Raw genomic sequence first — 19,141 nt, 5'->3', positions numbered from 1 at the left:
ACATGGCTTTGGTCAAGGCGATGCAGCAGGATGCGACGCAATCTGCGGGTGCGTTGGGCCGTGATTTGGGGCTGAGCCAACCAGCCACGTGGCGCAGATTGCAAAAACTACAGGCGGCAGGCGTTTTCAAAGGGCGGCGCGTAAAGCTTGATGCCGAAAAGTTGGGCTTTGGTGTCACGGTGTTTTTGGGCGTTAAGTTGGCGACCAAAGGGCGGGTTAGCCTGGATGATTTTGAACGTGCTGTTATCGCAATTCCCGAAGTGCAAACGGCTGAGCATATGTTGGGGCTTTATGATTACCGGCTCAGGGTGGTTGCGCGGGATTTGGCGGATTTTGAGCGTATCTTGCGGCGACGCATCATGACCCTTCCAGGTGCAGGTGATGTTGAGGCCAACGTGTTGCTGTCAGAGGAGCGCTTGCCCGGTCCGTTGTGACATGTCGCTTGGCTGCTGTATCAGCCGCGCGCCCCAAGACCGAGCTGCATCAGCGTTTTACGAACCGGCGCCAGCGAATAAAGCGTTGCAACGCCCGCGGCGCGCGCATCGCGCAAAGGCCGTGCTGACATCATTGAGGCGCGGTTAAGCGCGTCGACACCGGTTACCCGCGCTTTGACCTCGGTCATGCGTTTGCGTTCGTACTGCGCGAGCATCTCCGGCTCACCCAGCTTGGACGGGTCCTTCAGAGACAACTCCAACAGCGCCGCCATATCCCCGATGGACATGTTCAAACCCTGCGCACCGATCGGCGGCACCACATGGGCGGCTTCTGCAATAAGAGCGGTGCGTTCTGCATAAAAACGATCGCTGATTTGGCTGATGATCGGCCAAATTGTGCGCCGGCTTGCAAGGGTCAGCGGGCCATACAGGTGACAGGACCGCTCTGACATGGCATCGTTGAACGCATCTTCGGGCAGCTCATAAAGCTCTTTGGCGCGCGCGCCGCGCTCCATCCAAACCACCGCCGAGGACGGCATCCCGTTGTAATCCGGCAGTGGCACCAACGTGAAGGGTCCACCAGTGCGATGCACCTCGGTACTGACACCTTCATGCGGGATCAGATGGTTGACCGCAAAAGCCAGCGCTTTTTGACCATATCGAGTTGTGCGTACCCCAATCCCGTGGGCGCGGCGCACAGCGCTGTTGCGGCCATCTGCGCCAATCACCAGACGTGCAGATATCTGAGTGTCATCGCTAAGGCTGACAAGCGCTTCGCTTTGGCGTGTAAGTAGTGTTTTGGTGCCGACGCCCGGTCGAAACGTGACGTTCGGCAATTCATCAAGGCGGACCAACATTTCACGGCGCAACAACCAATTAGGCAGGTTCCAGCCAAAAGGTCTGTCAGAAATATCCGAGGCGTCAAAGTCACGGGTGAGGCGGGGCTCTGCAACTTCGCCGCCCGCATCCACAATACGCATCGTTTGCAAGGGACTGGCGTGGGGGTTGAGTTTGGCCCAAATACCTGCGGTTTTCAAAAAGTCGCGGGCGGGCTGCAACAGTGCGGTACTGCGCAGATCGCTTCCATCTGTGTTGCGTTCGGTAACTGGGGCCGTTGGATCGACACAAATTACAGAAAATCCGGCCGTGCCGAATGCAGCAGCAGCCGTCAGGCCCGCGATGCCAGCGCCTGATATGAGAATGTCGATTTTTGTACGTTCCATACCTGTAAAGTAGGCCCGCGATGCGGTGAGGGAAAGGTGCCTTAGGTGATCTGCGACAAAAATTCTTCCAAGTCAGCGGCTTGATAATCAATGAAGGCACTGTGGTTGGGCGTTGGACTTATCAGCACTGTGGTAAGCCCCATTTCCTTCGGGACCTCAAGGTTACGGGGGTCGTCCTCGAACATGACCGCTTTCGCTCGGTCAAACCCGTCGAGTGAGAAAACGGCTTCAAAAGCAGCGCGGTTGGGTTTGGGATGGTAATGCGCGTGCTCGACGCCGTAGATTGCATCAAACAGCCCCGCGATGCCGCGCGCAGCGGTCACGTCTTCGGCGTAAGAGGCGGTTCCGTTGGTGTAGATGATCTTGCGGTTATCCAGCCGCGTGATCAGATCGCGTAGGTTTGGGCTTTGGGGAACAACGCTGAAATCAAGCTGATGCACGTCCCAAAGAAACGGGTCCGGATCAATCTGATGCTCTGCCATGAGGCCCGCCAATGTGGTCCCGTGATCGCGCCAGTAGTCGGTGCGCAGGGCATTCGCTGTGTCACGGTCCAGATGCAAAATCCGGCACATGTAGTCCACCATGCGTATTTCCATTTGGGCAAACAACGGAACATCGGGCGGATAAAGCGTGTGGTCGAGGTCAAACACCCAAGTCTGGGTATCACTGAAAGTGTCGCGAAGGTTGTGTGTCATGGGCGGACCGTACTTGTGTCAAACTGTGGGTCAATGGCAAACGGGTTGCCAGCGTGCGAGCTGTCGGGCTAGGGTCAGGGAACGCACGAAGAACGGACGCCAAAATGTTGAAACCAAATCAAAAAGATGCATATGACATGATCCTCGATGCGATTGATGTAGGCGTTTACAAGCCCGGATCGCGCTTGGTTGAGAGTGAGTTGGCTGACCGTTTTGGCGTATCTCGGACACCTATTCGCGAAGCGTTACAGCGCCTTGAGACGCAAAGCCTTTTGACCCGTGATGGGCGAAGCCTGATTGTTGCTTCGCTGGATCACAACCAGTTAGCAGAGCTTTACGTGGTGCGGGCAGAACTTGAGGGTTTGGCCGCGCAGTTGGCCGCACGCCATGCCACGCCTGAAGAAGTGAAAGTTCTGCGTGAGATGGTCGACGAAGATCATAAGCTGATGGGCGACCCATCTGCGTTGTCGCGGGCCAACCGTAGGTTTCACAAGCAAATTCACTTGGCCAGCCATAACCGCTTTTTGGTGCGTCAGCTTGATCTAGTTCACCGCTCCATGGCGCTGTTGGCGACCACATCACTTGCGATTGAGGGGCGCGACAAGCTTGCCCTTGAAGAACACGATGCGATTGTTTCGGCTATTGAAACCGGTGACGGCGACCGTGCTTATCAGGCTCTGCGCGAACATATTTCGGTGGCGTTTCAGACGCGCTTACGTGCGGACGCCGAAGCGGTCGAGGCAACGGGGATTTAGCGCCTGACGGCGATGGCTGGGCACGTCTGAGGGATTTGCCGTGGCTTGTTTTATCCCAGTAGAACGGATCGCGAATGAGCTCCCACAGGGCCTTGTAGCAGGCCAGTGACGCCAATAAGAAATAGGCGTGTAGTGTGGGTATCCATATCCAAAACCGGCGATGTTCCGCCCTTCGGGTTGCAAGTGCTGTGACGGTGATGTTGGCAACTTCAGCCATGATGAACATCGCCACGATTGCACTTGTCAGCCAGCTGATCCCCGTGCTTGAAGCCACCTCTTGAACGGGCAGAAGCCACAAGCCCAAAATCAGGGGCGCCAATGCGAATTGGCTAAGCGTACACAAAAAGATGAGCTGTACGCCCAAAAATCCACGCCATCCTAATTGCGTGAAAAGCGCCTTTGGATCCTTCATTAGCACCATATATGTGGCGGCGTATCCCTTTAGCCATCTTGAGCGTTGACGGATCCAAGCGCGCGGCGCGCAGCACGCTTCTTCATAGGTTGTGGTGTCAATCAATTCGGTTCTGTAGCCTGCTTTGGCCAAGCGCATGCCGAGTTCGGCGTCTTCGGTCACGTTGTGCGCGTCCCATCCGCCTAATTCCTCAAGGACGTGCCTGCGAAAGAAAACTGTTGTGCCACCCAGTGGAATTGGCAGCCCGAGGGCTTGGAAGCCTGGCAAGATTAGTCTGAACCACGTGGCGTATTCGAGGGTAAAGCAGCGCGACATCCAGTTTTGTTTTGGATTATAGAAATCGAGAGCACCTTGCAGGCATGCTACCTCGGCAGGCCGGTTGGCAAAGCCATGGACAATCTTGAGCAGCTGATCTGGTTCAGGCGCATCTTCAGCATCATAAATCCCGATGATGCTGCCACGACAAAAATCGAGTGCGTAATTCATGGCGCGTGGTTTGGTTTTAAGACTGCCCTTAGGAACTTCGTGAACCCGTATCCAATGGGGCAAAATCGTCTCGCGCAATGTGGTTTGGGTTACCTTATCGCTGGCTTCGGTGATCAAGCAGACGTCAAGCTTTTCACGGGGATAATCGAGGCGGCTAAGCTGTCTGACCAGCTGTCCGGCGATGTTGCGCTCATTCAGAAGGGGAACAAGAATTGATACTGTTGGTAATTGAAAGAGTGCGGTCTCCTCCCGCGGTTTGAGGTTTTGGCACAGGTAAACAATGCTGGCCCAAACGCGGAGCGCAAGAACTGCGAACATGCTGAGAATGGCCCAGCCAATGAGCGCTACAAATAAGACTTTTGGCATAAACAAAGCGACGCTGGCAAAGCTCAAGAGCCAGAGAATCTTTGCTGTTTTTGATGTGGGCTTACTTAAATGCCGGCAACTATCTTCGGAATGAACACGACTTTCGGCTAGTTCAGCCAGCCGTGTTTTGTGATCATTGGCAATGACATCTGTGATCTGATGGCGTGTTGCCAGTGCCATTTTGAGCGGATGCAGGTGATCGGGTAAATGTGCAGTGTCCGCGGCAAAGCTTGTAGGTGACGATGTCACGACTAAAGTAGCGGAGCCTACGTTACGTAGTGGAATGATGGCTTTCTTAATACATTTCCTGACGTCTACATCTTCAAGCAACTCGGGTTGGCGGAACGGAGTCGCGGGATCAACTATACGTGCACCGCATTTGAGGCTTTGAGCGCGCAGGATATCCGCCTCGTCAACCATGAACATAGCATTAACATATTCACAGATTGGGGCCCAATCATGCCGTGCATTGTTAGCAACTTCTTGCGCATCGGCTGGTGCAAGTGTTCCGATGTCAAGCATCACATCAAGCAAGGGGCTACTTGCGTCATGAGAGCCGCTTCTTACCGAACCAAACGAATGTCGTGATTGCCCCTCAACAAGGGCAAGTGGATGGGATGACATGACAACTCTTTACTAACGCACAGCCGCAATAAGCTGCGTGTTAGTGATGGCGTCTGATCCTTAAAGAGTGGTTAAACCCAAGCCGTTCAAGCAGATGTTTTTGCCTGCTCAGACATGTGCTCTACAAACCGCTCAAACAGGTAATAACTGTCCATCGGGCCCGGACTTGCCTCAGGGTGGTATTGGACGCTGAACACGGGCCGATCAGCCATCCGGATGCCACAGTTAGACCCGTCAAACAAAGAAACATGCGTTTCAAGCACACCGTCGGTTAGCGTTTGGCTATCAACCGTGAAGCCGTGGTTCATTGAGGTGATCTCAACTTTCCCGGTTTCCAAATTCTTAACAGGGTGGTTGGCGCCGTGGTGCCCGTGGTTCATTTTCACAGTTTGTGCACCAAGGGCGAGAGCCAACATTTGGTGACCCAGACAGATACCAAAGACCGGAATGTTAGATTGCGCCAAAACGTCTTTGATCATTGGTACAGCGTAAGTACCCGTCGCTGCCGGATCGCCAGGACCGTTTGACAGGAACACACCGTCGGGTTTGTGTGCCAACACTTCTTCTGCTGTCGCTGTTGCGGGTAGAACAGTTACATCACATCCCGCAGACGCAAGGCACCGCAAGATGTTACGTTTTGCGCCGAAATCTAGCGCGACTACTTTGAAGCCAGCTTCGCTACGTTTTGCGTGGCCATCGGGCCAAGCCCACCGCATTTCATCCCAAGTGTAGCTTTGTGCACATGTGACGTCTTTTGCGAGGTCAAGCCCTTCGAGGCCCTTGAAATCACGGGCTTTCGCAACGAGCGCTTCAATATCGAATTTCCCGTCAGCGCGGTATTCCATCGCCACATGTGGCGCGCCTTGGTGGCGTATCGCGCGGGTGAGGGCGCGTGTATCAACGCCGCCCAGCCCCATGCGGTTGCGGGCGCTAAGCCAGTCGCCAAGCTCTTGTGTCGAGCGCCAGTTCGATGCGTCCGTGGGGTCCCACTTCACAACCATGCCGGCCGCGATTGGGTCTGCATGCTCATCATCCTCTGGTGTGATGCCTGTGTTGCCAATGTGTGGGAACGTAAAAGTAACAATCTGGCCCGCGTATGACGGGTCTGTCATGATTTCTTGGTAGCCGGTCATTGCCGTGTTGAAGCAAAGTTCAGCTTCAACGATGCCTTCTGCACCGAAGCCAAATCCGTAGAACAACGTTCCATCCGCAAGGGCGAGGCAAGCTGTGGGGTGAGACGTGTCAGTCATGGCGCAGATTCCGGTTCATCAGGTCAAACTTGGCGGAACATAGGCACTTGGCGTAAGGGCGTCAACAGGCGGTCTGTGCATTGGGTGAATATATAATTACATATATTTATCAATGGCTTGGGGGGGTTCCCATCGGGCTTGAGTTGTAACGCTGTTACGCCTATACCTTAGTCCTTTAACTTAACTGACATATTAGGTCCTGCCATGACAATGAAAGAACAGATTTCTGCTGCGCTGAAAGAGGCGATGAAGGCGAAAGATACTGCCCGCTTGTCAACGCTGCGGTTGGTGAACGCCGCGATCAAAGATCGTGAGATTGCTGCGCGTGGATCTGATGAGGTGGTCTCTGTGAGCGATGCCGATATCACGTCTATTCTGGGCAAGATGGTCAAGCAGCGCAAAGAAAGTGCTAAAGCCTATGAAGAGGGCGGGCGTCTGGAACTTGCGGAAAAAGAACTGCAGGAAATCTCGATCATCGAAGATTATTTGCCAAAGCAACTTGATGCGGACGAAACCGCAGCAGCGGTTCAAGAAGCCATTCGCACGACCGGGGCCGAGGGCATCCGCGATATGGGTAAAGTGATGGCAGCGTTGAAAGCTACCTACACCGGCCAGATGGACTTTGGCAGTGTAGGCCCGATGGTCAAGGATCAGCTGAATAGCTAAGGGTCGCTTCACGGTGTTCTTTGAGCAGGCGTTGCACGTCATCATAGAGCGTGACGCGCTCATCAGCTGATAAAAACGCGCCAAGCTCGACCTCGCGGTTGGCGCCTTTCAACGTAACATAGTTTTCTACGGGTCCGGCCTTGGTGTGCATGTGTGCGCTGACCCAGTAAGTATTTGCTTGCCAGTTTTGGGCCGGTGCACGTGGGTTTATCCGCGACAAAGCAGTTGTTTCACAATCAATTGTAAGCGTTTCGCGCACCGCGGCGTCTTTCTGGTTGCGGCGGATCGCGCTCCAGACTGCCCAAAGTGCGATGATAAAGAATGGCAGCAGACCCCAAACAACGGGGCTGCCCAGAATGGCGATTGCGGGCAGAAAAATGAGGCTGCTGGTAATGCCGATGAACCAGACGAAGCCTTGTGGTGTCATCGATTGGTGAGGCCAAAGTGTTATGGTGCAAGGGTTCTGATTGGTAATTTGATAGGGCATGTCGTCTGTCGCTTGCGTGTCTATTCTTGCCCAGAAGTTAGGCTGCTCTTGCGAGTTAGCAATGCTGGCCACCGCTTTTCCATTGTATGTTTTGCCGCAGTTCAGAATAGATGACTTCGATCTGGTCAAAAAGAAAAAGCCCCCGCCGATAAGGGCGAGGGCTTTCTTGTTTAGTCGCTGGCTACAGCGCTTAGTGCGCGTGGCCTTTGTCCCAGTCTTCCTGCTTTGGAAGAATTTCAAATGTATGCTCTGGGGGTGGTGATGGAAGTGTCCACTCCAGCGTATCTGCATACTCGTTCCATGGGTTCGCTTCTGTCACGCGGCGTCCTGCAAGCAATGTGTAGAACAGAACTACGATGAAGAAGAGGAACGAACCAAACGACAGGAATGCACCGATCGATGAGACATAGTTCCAAGTCGCGAACGCTTCGGGGTAGTCGATATAGCGACGAGGCATACCCTGACGGCCCAGGAAGTGCTGCGGGAAGAATGTCAGGTTTGCACCAATGAACATCGCCCAGAAGTGCAGTTTACCAGCCCACTCGGGGTACATGCGACCGGACATTTTCGGCAGGTAGAAGTAGATACCTGCGAAGATGCAGAACACCGCACCAAGGCTCATCACGTAGTGGAAGTGAGCAACCACATAGTACGTGTCATGGTAAGCGCGGTCTACACCGGCTTGTGACAATACGATGCCTGTTACACCACCGACAGTGAAGAGGAACAAGAAGCCGAACGCCCAAAGCATAGGTGTTTTGAACTCAACTGAGCCGCCCCACATCGTTGCGATCCAGCTAAAGATCTTTACGCCGGTCGGTACCGCAATCACCATCGTCGCCATCATGAAGTATGACTGTTGCGTCAGTGACATGCCGACTGTGTACATGTGGTGCGCCCAGACAACGAAGCCCAAGACACCAATTGCGACCATCGCGTAAACCATTGGCAGGTAACCAAAGATCGGCTTGCGCGAAAATGTTGCGATGATGTGGCTAATGATACCAAAGCCCGGCAGAATGATGATGTACACTTCTGGGTGTCCGAAGAACCACAAAATGTGCTGGTAGAGAACAGGGTCGCCACCGCCATCAGGCTGGAAGAAGGATGTGCCAAAGTTACGGTCTGTCAGCAACATTGTGATCGCACCTGCAAGCACGGGCAGTGCCAGAAGGATCAACCATGCGGTTACAAAAATCGACCATGCAAAAAGTGGTACTTTGTGCAGTGTCATACCTGGCGCACGCATGTTCAAGAACGTGGTGATGATGTTGATCGCACCTAGGATCGATGACGCACCGGAAACGTGTACAGCAAAGATTGCCAAGTCCATCGACATGCCGGCTTCTGAAGTTGAAAGCGGTGGATACAAAACCCAACCAACGCCTGAGCCCAATTGGCCGTTGCCGCCTGGTGCCAACATTGATGCGACACCCAGTGACGTACCTGCGATGAACAACCAAAATGACAAGTTGTTCAAACGTGGGAACGCCATGTCTGGCGCGCCAATTTGCAATGGCATGAAGTAGTTACCAAAACCACCAAACAAGGCGGGGATAACAACAAAGAACATCATCAAAACACCGTGGTAGGTGATCATGACGTTCCACAGGTGACCGTTTGGCGTACAAGTTGCCTCAGATGCGAGGAAACGTGCGCCTTCAAGACACATGTATTGCACGCCAGGTTCCATGAGCTCGAGGCGCATGTAAACTGTGAATGCTACGGAAATGAAACCGACGATACCTGCTGCAAATAGGTAAAGAATGCCGATATCTTTGTGGTTTGTAGACATAAACCAACGGGTAAAGAACCCGCGATTGTCTTCGTGCTCAGCGTCGTGGCCGTGAATGGCGGCGTCTGCCATGTCCGGTGCCTCCGTTTTTGTTGGTTCCCAATGTATATCACCCCACGAAGCGACTCGTAGAGGGTATTCTGACCCGTTACTAAGGCACAGCCGCTATCAGAGCAATGTTAATACGCCGTAAAATGTGGGCTAAAATGGCGCAGGTCATTCAAGCTGGAACGATCTAAACATCTGATTTTACCGCCAGTTTAGAATTGTAAACAATTGTATACGTTGGAAATCTGACCAGTAGCAGCGGCTTGTTTTTGGGGGTTTCAGTGCTTTGTTCTTTCTAAATAATCGCGGGAAAATGCGTCTCAAACGTTTTGCGTAATGCGACGTCGAGGTCATCCATCGTAACAGGAAGGCCCAAATCAACCAGCGATGTAACACCGTGATCCGTAATTCCGCAGGGCACAATACCGTCAAAGTGGGACAAATCCGGCTCAACATTGATTGAAATGCCATGAAAGCTGACCCACTTGCGCAGGCGAATTCCAATCGCGGCCACTTTATCCTCAGCCATGCCACCATTCGGGCCAAGCGGCTTTTCAGGCCGCTCTACCCAAACGCCAACCCTACCGTCGCGAATATGACCGGTCACATTGAACTCGCCTAATGCATCAATCACCCAAGCTTCTAGAGATTGCACAAATGCTCGCACATCACGGCCCCGTTTGTTCACATCAAGCATCGTGTAGATGACCCGCTGTCCCGGGCCGTGATATGTATACTGTCCGCCACGCTTACTCTCAAACACGTCAAAACGGTTTGGGTCGGTCAGATCACTTGGGTCCGCCGATGTGCCTGCAGTGTAAAGAGGGGGGTGTTCAAGCAGCCATATCGCCTCGTTCATCGAGCCGTCGATGATCCCTGCAACGCGTCGCTCCATCTCTGCGCAAGCCGCGTCATATGAGACCAAAGACGTGGAGGTAATCCATTCGACCATTTAGAATTTCCTAGCTTGCATGTCCCTGCCTGCTGACAATCCAATGGCGCAGCGGCAATTTTGTATGGCAATATCAGGCCATGTTGAGATTGTCATGAGTGATGCGCATTTTTTGACTTGTAAGGCCGCCGCAGTTTGTCTAAGCCGCGCCCATACCAAGCACATGAACATGCGGTCGTGGCGGAATTGGTAGACGCGCAGCGTTGAGGTCGCTGTGAGGTAACACTCGTGGGGGTTCGAGTCCCCCCGACCGCACCATTGTAGATTTCCAAAGTAGTTTCCCATCAAAAAGGCCCCAACGATTTAACGTCAGGGCCAAAGCAATGGATTGTATTGTGATGACGGCCTTAGGTGCCGTCGTCGTTTGACGCCACCAGTGCAGCTACCCCGATCAACAGCAACGTTGGCAAGAGCCAACCGATACCATCGTCTTCTGGTTCTAACACTTCTGGATCGACAAGGCCTTCCGCGAGGCCGCCTGCATATGCTGCAAAACCTGCAATTCCCAATCCAATAGAGATCAATAGTAGTTTCTTCATCTTGCTCACCAACTCGTTAATACCTTGTTAACTTTATCAGATAGGCCTGTTTTTCCAAGTCTTAATTTTTGTCGGTGGTTGTGCCGTAGGCTTCAATTGATTTGCCAAAGTAACTTAGCGCGATGCCTTTAGTGCGCGAGAGCCAGATCACTACGTCGCCCAAATGCGCTTTTGCCCGTCTGGGGTAGAAGGGCAAAAACATGAGCGCACATAAAACGGCGAGTAGGGTCAGGATTATAGATCGGTAGATTTGTAGTATGTCGCGCAGCAATCCTTGGGCGGTTCCATAATTGATCCTACGAATAACACTGGCGTTTAGAGCGTTGCGAGTTGTTCGGCGCGCGAGATACTGCAGCGTTGTCCGACCTCTGTCCACGTCCTCGGATATTTTTGCAGATGGCACCCAATGTATCTTCTGTCCCATTTTGAGTACCGACTTGGAAAACGCGGTATCTTCACCGCCCGTTTTGTTGAAGCGGTTATCAAATCGAAGCCCCGCAGCCTCTGCCCCAAACAGATCGCGGTGGAAGAGCGCGTTTCCAGTTGCGGCAATCGTCATGGGCTGGCCAAGCCGATAGCCAGACATTTCTGTTCTGTGCCGAAATGCCGATAGGCCCTTTGGGTATCGGAACACATACGGCCCCGAAAATGCACGGGCGTCCGGATATGACGCGATTGCGCGCTCATACTCGAGCAGCCAAGCAGGGTCAGCTTCTTGGTCATCATCGAAACTGGCGACCCAGTGGCTGCCTCGGGCATCCGCCACGTCCAAGCCCCTGTTGCGTGCGTGCGCTAACCCTTGCTTGGTCTCCAAAACATGAATGACCGGCCAAGGCCACGCTTGCGCGGTGATCCACTGCTGCACCTTTGGGTGTTGATCGTTCTCAACCACGATGACATCCACGTCGTGATCTCTGCACTGAATCATCATCGAAAGTGAGCGCATTGCACGCTTGAAAAGCTCGGGGCGATTGTGGGTGCACATCACAATGCTGATTTGGCCACGTTTTTTTGACGGGCGACGGGCATGCACTGCGACAGGCAGGTCTGCTGAGGGCAGTTTTCGCAATTGAAGTTGCGGCCAAAGAACGGCTAGACCTGCCGTCCATGCGCGGGTCAATCTCAGTCTTTCACGGGCTACATAGGCCGTTCTCCATCGACCTCGCACAATATAAAATCCTGTTTCTTCAGTTAGTTTCCAGCCGCAGTTAAAGCCTTTCAACGCAACGCTCATCCATATTTTGAGAGGTTCGTTTCTTAGGCGTTTTGAGTTTTGTTCAATTTGTGGATCATGAACCGACAGGTGTTGAAGGTGCCGTATGGTTTTCGTCGAGGTGTGATCCCTGACGCGTGCGAACGGGACAAAAGTGGCGTTATCTGCGCCAAGCGGCCCCAGCTGAAGCAATGGGGCCTTTATGACGTGATTGCCCTGCCACAGCACAGTGGCTTCCTCGCCGTAGGAAATGCCATCGTAAATCCCAGATGTTTGCTTGCAGTCGTTATCTACGGGACCAAAAAACGCGGCTCTGTCAGGCCAAAGGCTTGCCGCTTTTTGTATTTCAGCAAGCCAGTCGGGATTCGGTATTAAACCGAACGCAAAGAATGTAAACCACTCGCGGCCACTCTCGCCAAAATGTGCGCGCGCCGTGCGATATGTTTCGTGCCAATCGGACGCAGCTACGCAGACAATCTCGATCTGGGCGCAATTGATATTATTGACGACCGTATCCGCCTGAAACCTTGCCTCTGATGTACCTTCACTGATGAGCACCATCAGGTGCACCCGTCCGCCGCAGCCTTCCAGAGCAGCCTCAAAATGGCGCAACGTTGTTTCGATATCTTTTGGGGTTTCACCGGCCTCGGCAGCGATGAAAATATCCAACGAAGAAGTGGGCGACATTACTGAGTACTCGTTAAGTCTGAATTGCGTGTCTGCAATCCATGGGCTACGTTACAGGTGTAGTATACGCTTGACGGCGGGGTGATGTAAGGGGTGCGCAGGTGAAGCGGTTATCAACAACATTGGTGTGTATTTTGGTCCCATCTGTTCTGGGGGCCGCGGACTTAAACCTTACGCCACGGGGTATTTCAGGGCTTGTTGATATGCCCGATGCGTTCATGTTGCCGGATGCAGAAAGCGCGTTAAGCATTGCACGTGACAAGGACCTTTCTACGCTTAACTTCACGTTCCAAGCGCTGCCAAGGCTTCAAACCTCGCTTAGCTTCGCGACGTACGACGATATTGGAGCAGGGGTTTCGTCCGAGAATACCTCGCTCAACCTGAAATATGCACTGACAGATGAAGGTCGGGTTTTGCCTGCGATCAGCGTGGGGATTGACGGGCTGTTTGGAAACGATCGTGATGCGGCAGAGTATATTGTGGCGAGCAAAACACTGGCCCAGACCGTTGAGGCCAGCGTCGGTCTGGGGTGGGGACGCTACGGGGGGGCGGCAGATGTTTCCGCACCATTTGGTCAGCGTCCAGCGTTTGACACCGCAAAGCGCGCCAGTTTTGATCATCTGTTCAAAGGGGACGCTGGCGTTTTTGCCGGCCTGTTGTGGCACACGCCGGTAGACGGGCTTTCACTGGCCGCTGAATACAGCAGTGATACTTTTGCCAACGAAGCAGTGATGCCAGATAGCCGGTTCAATTTTGGTGCGCGTTACGAGGTTAGCGAAGGGCTGACCCTTGGGGCCTATCAGCGCGGTGGTGATACCGTCGGTGTGACGCTGACCCTTTCTGGTAACCCAAACCGGCCACGCGTTGCACAGCCTGTTGGGGCTCAGCCTGTATTTGTTGGCGCGCGCAGTCGTGCGGCGCAAACATGGGGTAGTGCGGCGTCGCCTGATTTTGACCGCTTGGCGGAGTTGCTGTCCGAACAAGGCATTCAATTGCAAAAGGCAAAGTTAGACGGGGACGTTGCGGCAGTCCGTGTTGTGTCTTGGAGCAATTCAGCAGTGCCCAAAGTGATTGGACGTACGGCGCGTGTCTTGGCGGCGACCTCACCGCAAAGCGTCAACGTATTTGATATATCACTAACCCTGAACGATCTACCCACGAAAACCTTTACGATCCGGCGTAACGACATCCATCAATTGATTGATCAGCCACTGGGTGGCTCGCAAGTGTTGGCCAACACAGGGATCACAGGCGCGTCTGATAGGGCCCAGACGTGGGACTGGCAGTAACAACAGCAGCCAGGGTTTTATTGGTCTGTCGCACCGCGCATCCAGCTTGATGTGACTTCCGACAATGAGTTTGATCCTGTGGCGGTTCTAAATGCGTTCGGTAAATACACCGTGTCGCCATCCCTGAGTTTTGTGGGCGTGCTTGATTACTTGTTGGCGGGGGACAAAAATCAAGACCCCGCACCCGTGTTGCCAACGGCGCGTAGCGACAACAGCTCGTATGACCGGAGTTCGGTACAGCTCACGCAACTTGCGGCTGTCTATCAGCGCAAACTTTCCAATACGGTTTACTCCCGTTTTTCGTTTGGCCTTCTAGAGCGTGGTTACGGCGGGGCGAGTGCCGAAATCTTGTGGACCCTAAACGCGAGCAATTTCGCATTCGGTCTTGAAGTGAACGAAGTGAAGAAACGTGACTATGACGACCCGTTCGAATTTGTGGATTACACGGCCACAACGGGCCACGGCTCGGTCTATTGGGACACAGGGTATAAGGGCGTTTCTGCGCAATTGGATGTTGGTAAATACCTAGCGGGAGATTGGGGTGGCACAGTGACCCTTTCACGCTATCATGCAAACGGCTGGGACACGTCGCTGAGTGCGACACTCACGGAAGCCAACAAAGACGAACAACTCAAGTTGGGCCTGCGGGTTTCGATCCCGCTGGGTTGGGTCGCACCGACGACGACCGCACAGAAAAGTACGCTGCGCTTGGGCGGTATTTCCGGAGATGCTGGTGCGCGGTTGAATGTGTCTGACCGGCTTTATCCCAAGGTGCGTGATGCGGGTGATCAGCGCGTATACGACAGCTGGGGGGAGTTCTGGAAATGATGCGCGCGATTGTTGGAGCAAGTCTGCTGTTATCTACCGCTTGCTCATCAGGGGGCAGCAACGGCCAGCTTTGGAAGCTGGCCAGTGAGCAGCTTCGGGATGGACGTGCGGGGTCAAACCAGCAGGTCTCAAAAGCTGAGATTTCGCGTGCCCAAATTGACGCGCTTGATCTTGCGATTATCCGCATCGAGGCACCTGATCAAAAGCTGAGAACGCTGGCGCTGGCCAACCGTGCACGCGGTAACCGTGTGTCATACCTTACACCGTCTAAACGCCAAATTACCCTCAAAGGCGGATTGGTCGTGGCAACTCAGGGCTTTGGGTTTGACTTGCTGCCAATGCAGGTCGAAAGCAACGACCCGATCGCTTTTCCACTCCCGCCAAATAGGTGGCCAGAGGCAATTAGCCGAACATATTTCACCCCCGGTCGCGGGCCTGACGGACAGTCTTGGAATGTCAGATGTAGCTACAGTGCCGGTGACATGGTGCGCATCACATTGGCTGAGCTGAATTATACAACCCGTCAAATGATCGAAACTTGCGAGGGCGGAGGGGCCGGATTCCGCAACCTCTATTTTGTAGATGAGCGTACAGGGCTTGCGTGGCAATCGCGCCAATGGGCGGGGCCTGATCAGGGGTATCTCAACGTCGAAGTTCTTGAACCGCTTGATTAGGCGTCACGACAAGATCAACAACCAGACCCAGATAGACCCCATGTTCGCTGCAGTGCCCAAAAGGACCGATGTGGCGGCTACACGTTTTGCGCGCCCGTACATGTTTGCAAATAAGTAGGCGTTGATACCGGGGGCGGAGGCGGCGGTAATGATAGCCGAGCGCATCTCGAAGGTAGACAAATCTACCAGTTGCCCAACGCTGTAAACGATCACGGGATGCACCACTAACGATAGCGCCACAACGTAAAGCACCGTGGTCATATCACCTTCGGGTTTATAGCGGTGCAACACGCCGCCAAGTCCGAAAAGTGCAGCGGGTAGGGCGGCACGGATCATCAAATCAATGGCGTCTTGCAGCACGCTCGGCACAGTCAATCCGGTGAGGTTCACGATAAAGCCAAGCGAAATACCGATGATCAGTGAGTTTTTGATCGTAGAGGTAAATATGGTGCGCGCAACGTCACGGGCAGGCGCGCCGTGGGCTTTGGCAAGCTCCATCCCGATGATGCCAATACTTAGGTTAAGTGGTGCGTGAATGGCGATGATGGCGTAGTTACCGGTTAGGGCCTCGGACCCAAAGGCGCGCTCTGTGATTGGCAGGCCAAGAAGTACGGAGTTTGAAAAGAGCGCCACAAACCCGATGGCAACTGCGTCTTCCCAATCGCGTTTGAACAGTCCTCTGGCACCGATCAGCCCCAAGGTGAAACACACAAACGCGCCTGAATAAAAGCTAAGCAGAATGGGCCAGTTGAAGGATTGGCCAAGATCGGAGGTTAGCGATGGCTGAAAACAGCAAGCACGGGATCGCAAATCCTTGGGCGAACTTCATCAGCCCGTCGACATATTCTGCCTTAAACAACCCACCCCACGAGGCTGCATAGCCGAAACCGACCAACAAAAAGACAGGAATAATGACGTCAATCAGAGCTTGCATGGCGGGTCCGGCGTGGGTGGGCAGCGTCGTGGGCCTCCGGCGGGGATATTTGAAAACAAAAGAAAGCTAGAGCTGAACTTTTATCTGCATCCCGTCGAAAGCTGGTGTGACGTGATCAGGGGTTTCACGGTTGAGTGTGTCGTAGTCAAGATCGAGATGCATGTTGGTCAGCACCGCTTGGGACGGTTTAAGGCGCCCCACCCATTCAAGTGCTTGTTCAACATTCAGGTGTGTCGGATGCGGTTCATAGCGCAGGGCATCAAGAATGAAGTATTCAAGGTTGTGCAGCATCGCAAAACCGTCTTCACCCATGCTGGACACATCAGGCATATAGGCCACGTTGCCAATGCGAAAGCCAAGCGCCTCGATAGAGCCATGCGTCACGCGAATTGGCGATAGAATAATTTCGCCGCCATCGCCCGACACAGTAACATCGCCATCGATTGTGTTAAGGTTCAAAATAGGCGGATAGCTCGATCCAGCAGGCTGGACAAAGGCGTAGCCAAACCGTGATATGAGGTCGTTTGTCGTGTCGCCGTCGGCATACACATCAAGGCGGCTGCGCATATTGTAAACGATCTGGCGCAGGTCATCGATGCCGTGGACATGATCTGCGTGGCTGTGGGTGAAGACAACCGCATCCAACGCGCCGACACCCGCATCAAGCAACTGGCTGCGCATATCGGGTCCAGTATCGATCAGGACCGTAGTGGCGCCTTCATCTGTGTGCTGCTCAATAAGTAGCGCACAGCGGCGACGCCTATTTTTAGGATTACCTGGATCGCACGCCCCCCAGTTTCCGCCATTGGGCCCCAATCGCGGAACGCCTCCCGATGAGCCGCAACCGAGTATGGTAAACACCCGCTCCATTCAGGCGGCCTTTGAGAAGAGGCGATGAAAGTTGTCCGTGGTCGCTTTGGCGAAATCATCAAGTGATATGCCGAAGACCTCTGCGCCAACCGCGGCGGTGTGGGCAGTGTAGGCGGGTTCATTTCGTTTCCCGCGAAACGGCTTTGGTGCCAAATACGGGCTGTCAGTTTCCACCAAGACACGGTCCAGTGGAGCAGCGGCAAAGATGTCGCGCACTTCTTGCGATTTGGGGAATGTCGCGATGCCCGACATGGACAGATAAAATCCCAAATCGAGAGTACGGCGCGCCAACTCTGGCCCGCTTGAGAAGCAATGCATGACACAGTCAAACGGACCCTTGGCGTAGGCCGCCTCAAGGATATCGGCCATGTCCTCATCTGCCGCGCGAGAGTGGATGATCAGCGGCAACCCTGTTTCGCGGGCGGCATCGATGTGTACGGCAAGAGAGGTCTTTTGTACCTCAGCACTGTCGGCCGTATAGTGATAGTCTAGACCGGTCTCGCCGATGCCTACAAACTTGGGGTGCTGCGCAAGGGCAACGAGCTGTTCCACAGTGGCCATCGGCTCATCCGCGGCAGACATTGGGTGCGTACCCGCCGCATAGTAGACGGGTTGAAATTCTTCAGCGATTTTGCGCACTTGTGGCTCGTTCTTCAACTTTGTGCAGATCGTTACCATTTTGCCCACACCGGCCTCAACGGCCCGCGCCACGATATCTGCGCGTTCTTCGTCAAAGTCTGGAAAATCGAGGTGGCAGTGGCTGTCGACTATCATGATGGCTACCTTTTTGCGGCCCATTTGGCGGCTTCTTGGTCAATCTTTAGGCCCGTATCAACGACCAACACCGCAGGGTCAAGGTTGACTGCTTTGCCATGCCTAAGACGTGCGCCAATGTCTTGGTGAAGTGCCGCCCATGCCTTTGCCGCAGCTTGATTGGGGTTAAGGCGTTGTAACAGCGCGCCTTCGTTGTGTGCTGCCTCCACGGATGGTGCACCTGCAATGCCAGTACGTGCGATCCGTGACAACAACGTGTCAATCTGGTTCAAAAATAGATCAAACTGGGGTGCCTTGGCGCGCCCAATCATACCGTCGCCAAGTTTGCTGAGTTTAGCTCGATCAAGGCCCGGCGCGTTTTGGAGTAACTCCACCAGTCGGGCATATGTCTCAAGACCGCCAAGGTTGAGCAGCCTTAACGCTTCCCCAACAGAGCCATCTGCGAGTGCGTTCAGGTGATCCATATTCGCGGGAAGTGCTACATCCGCTTGCGCCAAGGCTTGGGTCATGTCTTCTGCAGATAACCTGTTGAAAGACAGCGTACGGCACCGTGACCTAATGGTTGGCAACAGGCGCGAGGGTTGATGGCAGATCAGCAAAAGCGTGGTGTTTGCGGGCGGCTCCTCAAGCAGCTTCAAGATGGCATTCGCGGTCTGAACATTCATTTCATCCGCCGCATCAATGATCACAACGCGCGGCGTGCCGTCGGCCGCAGACATAGTCAGAAATTCTTTGAGCCTGCGTGCCTCATCGACGGTGATTACAGTCTTAAATTTGCTTTTGTCCTTCTCATCCACGGCGCGACGCAAGACAAACAGCCCGCTTTCGGATCCGGCGGCCATTCGGCGTGCAACGGGATGCGCTGGATCAATGTGCAATGTGCTTGGCGCCGCCGTATCGCCGAACATATCCGGCTTCCCCGTTGGGGGCGTGGCGATCAGAAATCTTGCAAAGTGATAAGCGAATGTCGCTTTGCCGGTACCGCGCGGGCCTTGCAGCATCCACGCGTGATGTTGCCGCCCAGAGGTGAATGCATCAAGTACCGCAGCCTGAGCCGCCCCATGCCCAAACAGGCGTGTGGTTTCGCGCGGATGCGGCGCACCTTCAATGCGGTCGGGTTCGGGCAGATCAGACATGTCA

16 protein-coding genes, 1 tRNA gene and 2 pseudogenes are annotated in these 19,141 nt (G+C 54.0%); 6 read left to right on the top strand and 13 right to left on the bottom strand.

All coding sequences use genetic code 11. The features are described from left to right. Positions 1–2 precede the first annotated feature (2 nt). Positions 3–434 carry an Lrp/AsnC family transcriptional regulator gene (locus NIG5292_RS04155; protein WP_048598248.1) on the top strand — a complete coding sequence of 144 codons (432 nt, stop codon included), beginning with the start codon at positions 3–5 and terminating at the stop codon, positions 432–434. Between the two features lie 20 nt (positions 435–454). Here NIG5292_RS04155 and NIG5292_RS04150 read toward each other — a convergent pair whose 3' ends face one another. Further along, a complete protein-coding gene (locus NIG5292_RS04150; RefSeq protein WP_048598247.1) occupies positions 455–1,657 on the bottom strand; it encodes a UbiH/UbiF family hydroxylase in 1,203 nt (400 codons plus the stop codon). A 41-nt stretch (positions 1,658–1,698) separates the two neighbouring features. Next, positions 1,699–2,352 (bottom strand): pyrimidine 5'-nucleotidase, encoded by a 654-nt coding sequence (locus NIG5292_RS04145; protein WP_048598246.1) that lies wholly within the window; start codon positions 2,350–2,352, stop codon positions 1,699–1,701. A gap of 104 nt (positions 2,353–2,456) precedes the next feature. Between NIG5292_RS04145 and NIG5292_RS04140 the strand changes: the two genes are divergently transcribed. Continuing rightward, on the top strand, positions 2,457–3,107 hold the full coding sequence (locus NIG5292_RS04140) for a GntR family transcriptional regulator (protein WP_048598245.1): 651 nt from the start codon (positions 2,457–2,459) through the stop codon (positions 3,105–3,107). On the opposite strand, the gene NIG5292_RS14590 is transcribed toward NIG5292_RS04140, so the two are convergent. Together NIG5292_RS14590 and carA are read right to left on the bottom strand one after the other, a co-directional pair. Further along, entirely contained in the window at positions 2,992–4,995 is a 2,004-nt protein-coding gene (locus NIG5292_RS14590) for a glycosyltransferase family 2 protein (protein ID WP_074842117.1), read from the bottom strand. The genes NIG5292_RS04140 and NIG5292_RS14590 overlap by 116 nt on opposite strands. An 86-nt stretch (positions 4,996–5,081) precedes the next feature. Beyond that, complete coding sequence (carA, locus tag NIG5292_RS04135) at positions 5,082–6,245, bottom strand: glutamine-hydrolyzing carbamoyl-phosphate synthase small subunit (protein WP_048598244.1); 1,164 nt, start codon at positions 6,243–6,245, stop codon at positions 5,082–5,084. A 204-nt stretch (positions 6,246–6,449) separates the two neighbouring features. On the opposite strand from carA, the gene NIG5292_RS04130 reads away from it, so the two are divergent. Then, complete coding sequence (locus NIG5292_RS04130) at positions 6,450–6,911, top strand: GatB/YqeY domain-containing protein (RefSeq protein ID WP_048598243.1); 462 nt, start codon at positions 6,450–6,452, stop codon at positions 6,909–6,911. Here NIG5292_RS04130 and NIG5292_RS04125 read toward each other — a convergent pair. The 3 genes from NIG5292_RS04125 to lipB all read right to left on the bottom strand — a co-directional run bounded on the left by NIG5292_RS04125 (position 6,889) and on the right by lipB (position 10,193). Then, positions 6,889–7,470 carry a DUF2244 domain-containing protein gene (locus NIG5292_RS04125; protein WP_233488167.1) on the bottom strand — a complete coding sequence of 194 codons (582 nt, stop codon included), beginning with the start codon at positions 7,468–7,470 and terminating at the stop codon, positions 6,889–6,891. The two genes, NIG5292_RS04130 and NIG5292_RS04125, sit on opposite strands and share 23 nt — an antisense overlap. A gap of 118 nt (positions 7,471–7,588) precedes the next feature. Then, on the bottom strand, positions 7,589–9,265 hold the full coding sequence (gene ctaD, locus NIG5292_RS04120; protein WP_048598241.1) for a cytochrome c oxidase subunit I: 1,677 nt from the start codon (positions 9,263–9,265) through the stop codon (positions 7,589–7,591). A gap of 271 nt (positions 9,266–9,536) precedes the next feature. Continuing rightward, positions 9,537–10,193, bottom strand: a complete 657-nt coding sequence (lipB, locus tag NIG5292_RS04115; RefSeq protein ID WP_048598240.1) for a lipoyl(octanoyl) transferase LipB — start codon at positions 10,191–10,193, stop codon at positions 9,537–9,539. 171 nt (positions 10,194–10,364) lie between these two features. Between lipB and NIG5292_RS04110 the strand changes: the two genes are divergently transcribed. Next, positions 10,365–10,451: transfer RNA gene (locus tag NIG5292_RS04110), tRNA-Leu, on the top strand. An 89-nt stretch (positions 10,452–10,540) separates the two neighbouring features. On the opposite strand, the gene NIG5292_RS04105 is transcribed toward NIG5292_RS04110, so the two are convergent. After that, complete coding sequence (locus NIG5292_RS04105) at positions 10,541–10,732, bottom strand: hypothetical protein (RefSeq protein WP_048598239.1); 192 nt, start codon at positions 10,730–10,732, stop codon at positions 10,541–10,543. Between the two features lie 61 nt (positions 10,733–10,793). Beyond that, positions 10,794–12,632: a glycosyltransferase family 2 protein gene (locus NIG5292_RS04100; RefSeq protein ID WP_048598238.1), complete on the bottom strand. Its 1,839-nt coding sequence runs from the start codon at positions 12,630–12,632 to the stop codon at positions 10,794–10,796. A gap of 101 nt (positions 12,633–12,733) precedes the next feature. On the opposite strand from NIG5292_RS04100, the pseudogene NIG5292_RS15115 reads away from it, so the two are divergent. Both NIG5292_RS15115 and NIG5292_RS04085 read left to right on the top strand, forming a co-directional pair. After that, positions 12,734–14,749: pseudogene (locus NIG5292_RS15115) on the top strand (YjbH domain-containing protein). Beyond that, positions 14,746–15,423, top strand: a complete 678-nt coding sequence (locus NIG5292_RS04085; protein ID WP_048598235.1) for a YjbF family lipoprotein — start codon at positions 14,746–14,748, stop codon at positions 15,421–15,423. The pseudogene NIG5292_RS15115 and the gene NIG5292_RS04085 overlap by 4 nt, the downstream one beginning before the upstream one ends. A gap of 3 nt (positions 15,424–15,426) precedes the next feature. Here NIG5292_RS04085 and NIG5292_RS04080 read toward each other — a convergent pair. The 4 genes and pseudogenes from NIG5292_RS04080 to NIG5292_RS04065 form a co-directional block, all read right to left on the bottom strand. After that, positions 15,427–16,357: pseudogene (locus NIG5292_RS04080) on the bottom strand (AEC family transporter). Positions 16,358–16,423: 66 nt separating this feature from the next. Beyond that, positions 16,424–17,227 (bottom strand): MBL fold metallo-hydrolase, encoded by an 804-nt coding sequence (locus tag NIG5292_RS04075; protein ID WP_048598234.1) that lies wholly within the window; start codon positions 17,225–17,227, stop codon positions 16,424–16,426. Continuing rightward, complete coding sequence (locus NIG5292_RS04070) at positions 17,228–18,001, bottom strand: TatD family hydrolase (RefSeq protein WP_233488166.1); 774 nt, start codon at positions 17,999–18,001, stop codon at positions 17,228–17,230. A gap of 5 nt (positions 18,002–18,006) precedes the next feature. Continuing rightward, positions 18,007–19,137 carry a DNA polymerase III subunit delta' gene (locus tag NIG5292_RS04065; protein WP_048598232.1) on the bottom strand — a complete coding sequence of 377 codons (1,131 nt, stop codon included), beginning with the start codon at positions 19,135–19,137 and terminating at the stop codon, positions 18,007–18,009. Positions 19,138–19,141: the final 4 nt, after the last annotated feature.

The sequence above is a fragment of the Nereida ignava genome (genome assembly GCF_001049735.1).
GTDB lineage: Bacteria > Pseudomonadota > Alphaproteobacteria > Rhodobacterales > Rhodobacteraceae > Nereida > Nereida ignava.
This window is presented reverse-complemented; position numbering and strand designations above follow the sequence as displayed.